At 52.9% G+C, this 12,779-nt stretch carries 7 protein-coding genes; 3 read left to right on the top strand and 4 right to left on the bottom strand.

The window, feature by feature from the left end; all coding sequences use genetic code 11:
- Positions 1 to 7: 7 nt before the first annotated feature.
- Positions 8 to 1,891, bottom strand: coding sequence for an amidophosphoribosyltransferase (locus tag DXD65_RS03340; RefSeq protein WP_005837255.1), 1,884 nt, complete (start codon positions 1,889 to 1,891; stop codon positions 8 to 10).
- 153 nt (positions 1,892 to 2,044) lie between these two features.
- Positions 2,045 to 3,889 carry a glutamine--fructose-6-phosphate transaminase (isomerizing) gene (glmS, locus tag DXD65_RS03335; protein WP_057253065.1) on the bottom strand — a complete coding sequence of 615 codons (1,845 nt, stop codon included), beginning with the start codon at positions 3,887 to 3,889 and terminating at the stop codon, positions 2,045 to 2,047.
- 365 nt (positions 3,890 to 4,254) lie between these two features.
- Here glmS and gltB point away from each other — a divergent pair, with 365 nt between their 5' ends.
- From gltB to asnB, 3 genes are all read left to right on the top strand, one after another.
- Positions 4,255 to 8,808: a glutamate synthase large subunit gene (gene gltB, locus DXD65_RS03330; RefSeq protein ID WP_369904459.1), complete on the top strand. Its 4,554-nt coding sequence runs from the start codon at positions 4,255 to 4,257 to the stop codon at positions 8,806 to 8,808.
- Positions 8,809 to 8,892: 84 nt separating this feature from the next.
- On the top strand, positions 8,893 to 10,251 hold the full coding sequence (locus DXD65_RS03325) for a glutamate synthase subunit beta (protein ID WP_117887381.1): 1,359 nt from the start codon (positions 8,893 to 8,895) through the stop codon (positions 10,249 to 10,251).
- Positions 10,252 to 10,292: 41 nt separating this feature from the next.
- On the top strand, positions 10,293 to 12,020 hold the full coding sequence (gene asnB / locus DXD65_RS03320) for an asparagine synthase B (protein ID WP_057253067.1): 1,728 nt from the start codon (positions 10,293 to 10,295) through the stop codon (positions 12,018 to 12,020).
- A gap of 68 nt (positions 12,021 to 12,088) precedes the next feature.
- Here the strand turns inward: asnB and DXD65_RS20985 are convergent, their stop codons facing one another.
- The gene (locus DXD65_RS20985) at positions 12,089 to 12,181 is read right to left on the bottom strand and encodes a smalltalk protein (protein WP_005837261.1); all 93 of its coding nucleotides are present in this window, start codon (positions 12,179 to 12,181) and stop codon (positions 12,089 to 12,091) included.
- 40 nt (positions 12,182 to 12,221) lie between these two features.
- A complete protein-coding gene (locus DXD65_RS03315; protein WP_005827604.1) occupies positions 12,222 to 12,725 on the bottom strand; it encodes an HU family DNA-binding protein in 504 nt (167 codons plus the stop codon).
- Positions 12,726 to 12,779: the final 54 nt, after the last annotated feature.

Below are 12,779 nucleotides of genomic sequence, written 5' to 3'. Positions count from 1 at the left end.
GATTCAATTAAAATTGATAAACTTGTTCTATATAATCAATAAATGCCTTGTTCAGCAGCTTCACACCGCCCGGCGTAGGATAATCGCCGCTGAAGTACCAGTCACCCGGATGCTTGGGGCAGGCCTCATGCAGCCCCTCGAGAGGCTGGTAGACAATCTGCACTTTGGCTTTCGTCCCTTTCGGAGTAAGAAGCTCCACCATCTTGGCAGAGATTTCCTCATCAGTGAAAGGAGCATAAATCTCCTTCACGTAATTCACCATCTGCTCTTTGGGCAGGCCTACCTGCTCCTTGGACTTGCGGTAGGCGGCGGCAATCACATCGCGCATCTCACGCTCCTTCAGCAGTTCCACAGCAGCCTTGAAGGCGATGAATTCGCTCATCTTAGCCATATCGATGCCATAGTAGTCGGGATAGCGTACCTGCGGTGAAGAGCTTACAATGACTATCTTCTTTGGCTCCAGACGGTCAAGGATGCCGATGATGCTCTGCTTCAGGGTGGTTCCACGCACTATCGAGTCGTCGATGATGACCAGATTATCCACTCCCGGGACAAGGCTTCCATAAGTGATGTCGTACACATGGGCGGCAAGGTCGTTCCGGCTGTTTCCTTCGGCAATAAAGGTACGCAGCTTGATGTCCTTGATTGCCACTTTCTCGCTCCGTATGCGCCGCGACAAGATATGCTCCAGTTCGTCGTGGCTGGGACTATGCCCCAAGGCGGCAATCTGCTGCACCTTCTCCTCGTTGAGGTAGTCGTCCAATCCCTGCAACATACCGTAGAAGGCGACTTCCGCCGTATTGGGGATGAAGGAGAAGACGGTATGGTCCACATCGTTGTCGATGGCTTTCAATATGTTGGGTACAAGTTTCTCACCCAGCAGTTTACGTTCCCGGTAAATGTCCACATCACTGCCCCGGCTGAAGTAGATGCGCTCGAAGGAACAAGGTTTCACCTCGCGCGGCTTGTTGATTTGCACGGTGCGCACCTTGCCGGCCTTGTTGATAAACATGGCTTGTCCGGGTTGCAGCTCCTTGATGGATTCGACAGGAACATTAAGGGCTGTCTGTATCACGGGACGTTCGCTGGCAAGCACCGCTATCTCGTCGTCCTGATACCAGAAGGCTGTACGGATGCCCCATGGGTCGCGTACGGCGAAAGTCTCTCCGCTGCCGGTAAGTCCGCACATCACGTATCCCCCGTCCCACTCCTTGCTCGAAGTGCGCAGCACGTTGGCAAGGTCGATGTGGTTTTCTATATAACGGGTGATGTCCATGCCTGCCAGCCCTTCCGCTTCGGCAAGGTTGAAGAGGCGCTCCACTTCGCGGTCGAGGCGATGTCCCAACTGCTCCAGCATGATGTAGGTATCGGCATATTTGCGCGGATGCTGGCCGATGGCGGTAATGCGTGCGAAGATTTCATCCACATTCGTCATGTTGAAGTTGCCGCAGAGGGCAAGATTCTTGGCACGCCAGTTGTTTCTCCGGAGGAACGGGTGCACGTACGAGATGCCGGACTTTCCGGTAGTGGAGTAACGCAGGTGTCCCATATAGACCTCCCCTGCAAAGGGCAGCACACGCTTGGCATAGTCCGCATCGTGCAGCTGTTCCTTGGTCAAGTCCTTGAAGTGGCCCTGCACCGTACCGAAAATTTCGGTAATGGCGCCCGAGCCGAGAGCACGCTCACGGAACATATATTCCTCGCCGGGACTGGCTTCCAGTTTCACGCAGGCCAGTCCGGCACCTTCCTGCCCACGGTTGTGTTGTTTCTCCATCAGGAGATAGAGCTTGTTGAGTCCGTACATCCATGTTCCGTACTTCTCTTCATAGTACTCCAGCGGTTTCAGCAGGCGTATCATGGCGACGCCGCATTCATGCTTCAGTTGTTCCATCTATTTATTTACAATTTACCATTTACAATGTACAATTTTAAGTGTACAATTTTCTTTTCCTTATTATAGCATACAATTACCATTTACATTTACCTCTCCCAAGCGCAGCCCCATTGTACATTGTACATTGTAAATGGTAAATTGTACATGTCCTCATTCTACAGTCACCGATTTCGCAAGATTCCTCGGCCGGTCCACATCCATTCCCTTGCACACGGCAATGTGATAGGCAAGTAATTGCAGAGGTACCGTAGTTATTAACGGATCAAGGCACTCCATTGTTTCGGGAAGCTCGATGCAAGTGTCGGCTATTTTACTGATGACCGTATCTCCCTTTGTCACAATGGCGATAACCCTGCCTTTACGCGCCTTTATTTCCTGGATATTGCTCAGCACCTTTTCGTAAAGCCCATTCCGGGTGGCAATAACCACCACCGGCATCTCGGCATCCACCAGGGCAATGGGGCCGTGCTTCATTTCGGCGGCAGGATAGCCCTCGGCATGGATATACGAAATCTCCTTCAACTTCAAAGCACCTTCCAGGGCTACGGGATAACTGTATCCGCGTCCCAGATAGATAAAGTTGTGTGCATAGGTGAATATCTTGGAAAGTTCCGCTATACGGTCGTTCAGTTTCAAGACCTCCTTCATCTTGTCGGGGATATGTCCCAATTCCTTGACAATTGCCAGGTATTGCCCTTCGTCCATCGTCTTTTTCTCTTTGGCAAGTGTCAGGGCCAGCATGGTAAGCACCGTTACCTGCCCGGTGAAGGCTTTGGTGGATGCCACCCCTATTTCCGGTCCCACGTGGATATAGGAACCCGTGTGCGTGGCACGGGGAATGCTGGAACCGACGGCATTGCAGATGCCATATATAAATGCCCCACGATTTCTGGCAAGCTCCACGGCAGCCAGCGTATCGGCCGTTTCACCGCTTTGCGAGATGGCAATCACCACATCGTTGCTGTCAATCACCGGGTCGCGGTAACGGAACTCACTGGCATACTCCACCTCCACCGGAATACGGCAGAAGCTTTCAATCAAATGCTTGCCGATGAGGGCGGCATGCCATGACGTACCGCATGCCACGATGACGAAGCGTTTGGCCGCCAGCAGACGTTCCTTATAATCAATCACTGCAGAAAGAACCACGTTCGTACCCTCCACATTGATACGCCCGCGCATGCAGTCGCGAATGCAGCCGGGCTGTTCGAAGATTTCCTTCAGCATGAAGTGCGGATAGCCTCCCTTCTCCAGCTGGCCGAGATTGAGCGCTACCGTCTTTACCTCGTGCGGACATTCCACATTCTTCAGGTTAACAACCTTCAGCTTCTCTCCCCGGCGGATGAGGGCAATCTCTTCGTCTTCCAGATACACCACCTTATCCGTATATTCCACAATCGGCGTGGCATCCGAAGCCAGGAAAAACTCACCTTCACCGATGCCCACCACCAGCGGACTGCTCTTGCGTGCAGCGATTATCCCATCCGGATTGTCCTTGTCGAGCACCGCAATGGCATACGCCCCAATCACTTCCTGCAAGGCAAGTTGCACTGCCGTCAGCAGGTCAATATGGTTTGTCACCTGAATGTATTCGATGAGCTGTACCAGCACCTCGGTATCAGTGCTGCTTTTAAATACATAACCTTTGGCTTGAAGTTTTTCTTTAAGGACGGCGTAGTTTTCAATAATGCCGTTATGGATGAGGGCGAGGCGTTCGGAAGAGGAATAATGGGGATGGGCATTGACGGAACAAGGTTCTCCATGAGTAGCCCAACGTGTATGTGCAATACCAATGTTACCGGAAATATCTTTTTGAGCAACGAAAGTTTCAAGTTCCGAAACCTTACCTTTCGCTTTGTACACGTTCAACTGTCGGTTATCACTGATTAATGCTACCCCTGCACTATCATATCCACGGTACTCCAACCGCTTCAGACCCTTGATAAGAATGGGGTAGGCTTTCCTTTGACCTATATAGCCTACTATTCCACACATAATGTATCAGTATTTGATTTTGCGCTGCAAATATACATATTCTTAAGAACATAAAGTTAATCTTTCCACTATTTATTTATCAAAAGAATAGAAAAAAGTTGTTTTTACATCAAAAAGTTAAAGAAAGTGTTATTTTAAAAGCAAAAGGCTTAATTTACAAATCCAAATCAAACCGTCTGATTTTGATTTAGGATTAAAAGAAAACAGAGGGTGTTTTCTATCAATTCATAACTTCATCTTCTATCGCAGGAATTTTGCAAGAAAGAAGGCAGGAATACATATTAGCATTTTGCAATTAATACCATATATTTGCCGAACATTTTGAAACCACAAACAATATTATACAGCAATAAAGAAAGCTTATAATCATGAAACAAGAACTTTTTAACAACAAAACAAAAGCAGAGGATTACCAGCGACAGCCCAAACAGTTGGGCTTGTATGAGGCATCCCATGAGCACGATGCCTGCGGAGTAGGCATGCTGGTCAATATCCAGGGAGGAAAATCACATGAACTGGTAGAATCAGCATTGAAGGTACTGGAAAACATGCGCCACCGTGGAGCGGAAGGGGCGGACAACAAAACCGGAGACGGCGCCGGCATCATGCTGCAGATACCGCACGAATTCATTCTGTTGCAGGGCATTCCCGTTCCCGAGAAGGGAAAATACGGCACCGGCCTGCTTTTCCTTCCCAAAGACGGAAAAGACCAGGCTGTCATCTTGAGCGTCATTATCGAAGAGATTGAAAAGGAGGGATTGACCCTGATGCATCTGCGCAACGTGCCCACTTGCCCCGAAATATTGGGAGAAGCGGCTCTTGCCAACGAACCGGACATCAAGCAAATTTTCATCACCGGATTTACGGAAAGCGAAACCGCCGACCGCAAACTCTATATAATAAGGAAAAGGATAGAGAACAGAATACGCAAGTCGGACATCCCCACCCGCGAGGATTTCTACATCGTCTCGCTCTCTACGAAGAACATCGTCTACAAGGGCATGCTCTCTTCCTTGCAGTTGCGCAACTACTTCCCCGACCTCACCAACAGCTACTTCACCAGCGGACTGGCATTGGTGCACTCCCGTTTCAGCACCAACACTTTCCCCACCTGGGGACTGGCACAGCCTTTCCGCCTGCTGGCACACAACGGCGAAATCAATACCATCCGCGGCAACCGCGGCTGGATGGAAGCCCGTGAGAGTGTACTCTCCTCTCCCGCCTTGGGAGACATCCGGGAGATACGCCCCATCGTGCAACCGGGCATGAGCGACAGTGCCTCGCTGGACAATGTGCTCGAGTTTCTCATCATGTCAGGCCTGAGCCTGCCGCACGCCATGGCCATGCTCGTGCCGGAATCTTTCAACGAAAAGAATCCCATCAGCGAAGATTTAAAAGCTTTCTATGAATACCACTCCATCCTGATGGAGCCGTGGGACGGACCGGCGGCACTGCTTTTCAGCGACGGGCGCTATGCAGGCGGCATGCTCGACAGAAACGGACTGCGCCCTGCACGCTACCTGATTACGCAGGGCGGCATGATGGTAGTGGCCAGCGAAGTCGGCGTGATGGATTTCGAGCCGGGAGACATCAAGGAAAAAGGACGCCTGCAACCGGGCAAGATACTGCTTATAGACACCGAGAAAGGCGAAATATATTATGACGGCGAACTGAAGAAACAACTTGCCGAAGCCAAACCATACCGCACTTGGCTGGCCGGCAACCGCATCGAGCTGGACGAACTGAAAAGCGGTCGCAAAGTCTCCCATAGCGTGGAGAACTACGACAGCATGCTGCGCATCTTCGGCTACTCCAAAGAAGACGTGGAACGGCTGATTGTCCCGATGTGTACCATCGGTGCCGAACCCATCAACTCCATGGGCAATGACACCCCGCTGGCAGTACTCTCGGACAAGCCGCAACTACTGTACAACTATTTCCGCCAGCAGTTTGCCCAAGTCACCAACCCTCCTATCGACCCGATACGCGAAGAACTGGTAATGTCGCTGACCGAGTACATCGGAGCCGTAGGCATGAACATACTGACACCCAGCGAAAACCATTGCAAGATGGTGAGGTTGAACCATCCCATCCTGAACAACGCCCAGCTGGATATTCTCTGCAACATCCGGTACAAAGGCTTCAAGACCGTGAAACTGCCCCTGCTCTTCGAAGTGGCAAAAGGGTGCCAGGGATTGCAGGAAGCATTGGCAACCCTCTGCAAGCAGGCGGAAGAATCCGTCAACGAAGGAGTGAACTACATCGTGCTTTCCGACCGCGACGTAGACGCCACCCATGCCGCCATTCCGTCACTGCTTGCCGTGTCGGCGGTACACCACCATCTTATCTCCGTGGGCAAACGGGTGCAGACGGCACTGATTGTAGAAAGCGGCGAAATCCGCGAAGTGATGCACGCCGCACTGCTGCTGGGCTTCGGAGCCAGCGCACTGAATCCGTATATGGCTTTTGCCGTCATCGACAAACTGGTGAACGAAAAGGAAATACAGCTCGACTACGCCACTGCCGAAAAGAAATATATCAAGTCCGTCTGCAAAGGCTTGTTCAAGATTATGAGCAAGATGGGCATCAGCACCATCCGTTCTTACCGGGGCGCGAAAATTTTCGAGACCGTAGGACTGAGCGAGGAGTTGAGCAATGCCTACTTTGGCGGACTGAGTTCACGCATCGGAGGCATACGCCTGGATGAAGTGGCACGCGACGCCATCGCCTTCCACAAGGAAGGGATGGAGGTTCTTAAAAAGAAGGGGGAAGCGGAGTTATTGCCGAACCGCGGACTGTATGCCTTCCGCAAGGATGGTGAGAAGCACGCCTGGAACCCGGAAACCATCAGCACACTGCAACTTGCCACACGCCTGGGAAGCTATAAGAAATTCAAGGAGTTCACTGCCATGGTAGACAGCAAGGAATCTCCCATCTTCCTGCGCGATTTCCTCGACTTCCGCCGCGCTCCTATCAGCATAGACCGGGTGGAACCGGTAGAGAACATCGTACAGCGCTTTGTCACCGGCGCCATGTCCTACGGCTCCATCAGCCGCGAAGCCCACGAAGCCATGGCTATTGCCATGAACAAGCTGCATGGCCGGAGCAATACGGGCGAAGGAGGCGAAGACCGGGCACGCTTCATGCCGCGCGAAGACGGCACCAATCTGCGCAGCGCCATCAAGCAGGTGGCCTCAGGACGTTTCGGTGTCACCGCAGAATATCTGGTGAATGCGGACGAAATACAGATAAAGATTGCCCAAGGCGCCAAGCCGGGCGAAGGTGGGCAGCTGCCGGGCTTCAAAGTGGATGAAGTGATTGCCAAGACACGCCACTCCATTCCGGGCATCTCGCTGATTTCCCCCCCGCCCCACCACGACATTTACTCCATCGAAGACCTGGCACAGCTCATCTTCGACCTGAAGAACGTGAACCCACGGGCAAAAATCAGCGTGAAGCTGGTGGCAGAAAGCGGTGTGGGCACCATTGCCGCCGGTGTGGCAAAGGCAAAGGCCGATTTGATAGTCATCTCGGGTGCAGAGGGCGGTACGGGAGCCTCTCCTGCATCATCCATCCGCTATGCCGGCATCTCGCCCGAACTCGGCTTGAGCGAAACGCAGCAGACACTGGTGCTGAACGGCCTGCGCGGACAAGTGATGCTGCAAGTGGACGGACAGCTCAAAACAGGCCGCGACATCATACTGATGGCAATGCTCGGAGCCGAAGAATTCGGTTTCGCCACCAGTGCCCTGATTGTACTGGGTTGCGTAATGATGCGCAAATGTCACCAGAACACCTGCCCCGTAGGGGTGGCGACACAGAACGAAGAACTGCGCAAACGCTTCCGCGGACGCAGCGAGTATCTGGTGAACTTCTTCACGTTCCTGGCGCAGGAAGTACGCGAATACCTGGCGGAAATCGGTGTGGAACGCCTGGATGACATCATTGGACGCACAGACCTTATCGTCCGCAAGCCGGATGACGGAATCAAGAAACATCAGTTGATAAGCTTCGACAAACTACTGGCACGCGTAGACAACGAAGCCGCCATCCGCCACGTCACCGACCAACAGCATGGCATCGACCATGTGAAAGATGTAGAGATGCTACATGCCGCCGCCGAAGCCGTAGAGAACCAGAAGGAAATCTCGCTGGAGTACACCATCGCCAATACCGACCGTGCCTGCGGCGCCATGCTCTCTGGTGTCATTGCCGCAAAATACGGAGAAAAAGGGCTGCCCGAACATACGCTGAACGTGAAGTTCAAAGGCTCCGCCGGGCAGAGTTTCGGGGCATTCCTTGTCCCGGGTGTCAACTTCAAGCTGGAAGGCGAGGCCAACGATTATCTGGGCAAAGGTCTGAGTGGCGGACGCATCGCCGTCCTGCCCCCGGTACGGAGCAACTTCGAGGCGGAGAAAAACACGATTGCAGGCAACACCCTGCTTTATGGCGCCACAAGCGGTGAAGTTTACATCAACGGCCGTGCAGGCGAGCGCTTTGCCGTCCGCAACTCCGGTGCCACAGCCGTAGTGGAGGGTGTAGGTGACCACTGCTGCGAGTATATGACCGGCGGGCGCGTGGTAGTACTCGGACAGACGGGACGCAACTTTGCCGCAGGCATGTCCGGCGGTGTGGCCTACGTATGGAACCGGGACGGCAACTTCGACTATTTCTGCAACATGGAAATGGTGGAACTGAGCCTCATCGAAGAGGCCTCCTACCGCAAGGAACTGCACGAGCTCATCTGCCAGCACTACCTGTACACCGGTTCCAAACTGGCACGCACCATGCTCGATGACTGGCCACGCTATGCCGACCAGTTCATCCAGGTAGTCCCTATCGAATACAAAAAAGTGCTGCAAGAGGAGCAGATGCAGAAATTGCAACAGAAGATTGCAGAAATGCAACGCGATTATTGAATCGCGAATTAATAATGAAAGAATGAAAGACTGAGGAAATTCCCCTTTCATTCTTTAATTCTTTAACTTTTTAATTTGTTCATCATGGGAGATCCAAAAGCATTCCTCAATATCCCCCGCCAAGAGGCGGGTTACCGTCCGATACACGAACGTATCACAGACTTCAGCCAAGTGGAACAGACACTGAACAGCCACGACCGCAAGCTCCAGGCCTCGCGCTGTATGGACTGCGGCGTACCCTTCTGCCACTGGGCATGTCCGCTAGGCAATAAAGACCCGGAATTCCAAGACGCGCTCTACCGGGGCAAATGGCGCGAAGCCTATCAAATACTGAACAGTACGAATGATTTTCCGGAATTTACGGGACGCATTTGCCCTGCCCTTTGCGAGAAGTCGTGCGTACTGAAACTCTCGTGCAACGAACCGGTCACTATCCGCGAGAACGAAGCCGCCATCGCCGAGGCTGCTTTTCGCGAGGGCTACATCACCCCCCTCCAGCCCGAACGCAACGGAAAGAAAGTAGCCGTCATCGGCGCCGGCCCTGCCGGATTGAGCGTTGCCGTACGGCTGAACGCCAAAGGTTACGAAGTTACCCTATTCGATAGCAAACCGATGCCGGGAGGACTGCTGCGCTATGGTATCCCCAACTTCAAGCTGGACAAAGCCGTCATCGACCGCCGCATGAAAATCCTCGAGGCCGAAGGTATCTTGTTCAAGATGGGAGTCCATGTCGATGTGCAGAAACTGCCCGCCGGATTCGATGCCTACGCCATTTGTACCGGTACGCCCACCGCCCGCGACCTCTCCATTCCGGGCAGGGAGCTGAAAGGCATCTACTTTGCCCTCGACATGCTGGCACAGCAGAACCATATTCTGGATGGAGATACCTTCCCGAAAGACCAACTCGTCAACGCCCGCGGCAAACGGGTACTCGTCATCGGCGGCGGCGATACCGGGTCCGACTGCATAGGCACCAGCATCCGACAGGGAGCCGTCAGCGTAACCCAGATTGAAATCATGCCCCAACCGCCCATAGGACACAACCCAGATACTCCCTGGCCTCAATGGCCCGTCGTACTGAAAACCACCAGCAGCCACGAAGAAGGCTGTACCCGTCGATGGTCCCTCGCCTCTACCCGGTTCATCGGGAAGAATGGCAAGGTATGCGGTGTGGAAGTGGAAGAAGTGGAGTGGCTTCCGGCAACAGACGGTAACCGCCCTACCATGAAATCTACGGGTAAGAAAGAGGTCATCGAAGCCGATATGGTGCTTCTTGCCATGGGTTTCCTCAAGCCCGAGCAACCGAAGTTTGCAGAGAACGTATTCGTGGCAGGCGATGCCGCCCACGGCGCCAGCCTCGTGGTACGTGCCTTGGCCGACGGACGACGAGTGGCAACAGAAATAGACCGTTACCTCGAACCTCTAAAAGAAAGCAAGAAATGATTTCCCTTTCTTTAATTTTTAACCTTTAATTTTTAATTCTCATGTGTGGAATAGCAGGAATCTTCAACATACAGTCTCAAACTCCTGAATTGAGAAACAAAGCGCTACGGATGGCGCAGAAAATCCGTCATCGCGGACCGGACTGGAGTGGTATCTACGTAGGCGGCTCCGCCATCCTCGCCCACGAACGCCTCTCCATTGTCGACCCGGAATCCGGCGGACAACCCTTATATTCACCCGACCGCAAACAGGTGCTTGCCGTCAATGGCGAGATTTACAACCATCGCGACATCCGTGCCCGCTATGCCGGAAAATACGCCTTCCAGACAGGTTCCGACTGCGAAGTCATCCTTGCCCTTTACAAAGACAAAGGCATCCGCTTCCTCGAAGAGCTGAACGGCATCTTCGCCTTCGCCCTCTATGATGAAGAAACGGACGATTACCTCATCGCCCGTGACCCCATCGGCGTAATCCCCCTTTATATAGGACGCGACAAAGACGGACACATCTACTTCGGCAGTGAGCTGAAAGCCCTTGAGGGTTTCTGCGATGAGTACGAGCCTTTCCTTCCCGGCCACTACTACCGTGGGCGCGAGGGCAAGATGCACCGCTGGTACACCCGCGACTGGATGGACTATGCCGCTGTGAAAGACAACTACACCCCTGCCGCCGAACGCAATGCCGCGCCGGCTTCGATAGGCCGGACAGCCTACAGCACACAAGTCACGGCTGTGCACGACGCCCTTGAAGCCGCCGTACAGCGCCAGTTGATGTCCGACGTCCCCTACGGTGTCCTGCTCAGTGGCGGACTCGATTCTTCCGTCATCTCTGCCATCGCCAAGAAATATGCCGCCAAACGCATCGAGACAGACAACAAGGCAGATGCCTGGTGGCCACAGCTCCATTCCTTCGCCGTCGGCTTGAAGGGTGCTCCCGACTTGATTAAAGCCCGCGAAGTGGCCCGTCATATCGGTACCGTGCATCACGAGATAAACTATACCGTTCAGGAAGGCCTCGATGCTGTCCGCGACGTCATCTATTTCATTGAGACTTACGACATAACCACTGTCCGCGCCTCCACCCCCATGTATCTGCTGGCACGTGTCATCAAAAGCATGGGCATCAAGATGGTACTCAGCGGCGAAGGTGCGGACGAGGTGTTCGGTGGTTACCTTTACTTCCACAAGGCGCCCACACCGCAAGCCTTTCACGAAGAAACCGTGCGCAAGCTCTCCAAACTGCATCTGTACGACTGCCTCCGTGCCAACAAAAGCCTTGCAGCCTGGGGAGTGGAAGGACGTGTCCCCTTCCTCGACAAAGAATTCCTGGATGTTGCCATGCGCATCAATCCGGCAGTCAAGATGTGCCCCGGCAAGGAAATAGAAAAGAAAGTAGTCCGCGAAGCCTTTGCCGACATGCTCCCACAGAGCGTTGCCTGGCGGCAGAAAGAACAGTTCTCCGACGGTGTGGGCTACAGTTGGATTGATACGCTGAAAGCCGTCACTGCCGCTGCCGTCAGCGACGAACAGATGGCACATGCCGCCGAACGCTTCCCGATACATACCCCGCAAAATAAGGAAGAGTATTACTATCGCACCATCTTCGAAGAGCATTTCCCCAGTGAAAGCGCAGCCCGGAGTGTTCCCAGCGTACCCAGTGTGGCATGCTCCACCGCCGAAGCGCTGGCATGGGACGCCTCTTTCCAAGGAAAGAACGACCCCAGCGGACGAGCAGTAGCGGGGGTACACGAAGAAGCATACAAGGATTAAAAAAAGAGCTGCCGACAGATTTCCTGCCAGCAGCTCTTCTCATTTTTTATTTATCAAATCCTATCGGACTAAAACATCATTGTCTGTCCACCAATCACACCTGCCACAGCACTCGCTACGGCAATAATAAGTTTCAAAATCACATTCCACGTTTTCTTCATAAAGATTATCCATTATCTGATTAATAATTCATCGCTACTGTTATCCCAGTGGATTCTCACCTTGGTCTCCATCCGAATCCGAGCCTCCTCCTTCCGAACCGGAGCCGCCATCTGTAGAAGTCTTCCCCTTAAGATAATCATCCAAACTCACCAAATCCAGCCTTTCTCCAGCACGGGTAGCAGCCTTCGATATCTTCAGTTCCCTATTCGCCTGAAAACAGATACGGACGCTCTCCACACTCTTGGCTGTCACGTCATCAGCCTTTTCCTCACCTTTCGATTTGGCTGCCAGTATAAAGACACCCAGCCCGGCTATATTAACCGTCTTTCCTTCCAGCAACTGCTCTTTCAGCTTTTCCACAAAGTTCTGCATCGTACTCTTGATGTCACCGATAGACAGAGAAGAGCGGTCCTGCATCTTCTGTGCAATAAACGCCAAATCCACGCTTTGCCCCAATGTTACCAACTGCGGATAATACTTCTTGGGAGAGTTTTCAACCCTGGGGTCCGACGGTCTCTCCACCGTCCTGAAAATTACACTCATACTTTTTTTCTTTAGAGATTTAAATTCGTTTTCCTATTCACACGTTTCGTTGAT

Origin of the sequence: Bacteroides sp. 4_1_36, assembly GCF_003466325.1 — a bacterium.
Taxonomy (GTDB): domain Bacteria; phylum Bacteroidota; class Bacteroidia; order Bacteroidales; family Bacteroidaceae; genus Bacteroides; species Bacteroides uniformis.
This window is presented reverse-complemented; position numbering and strand designations above follow the sequence as displayed.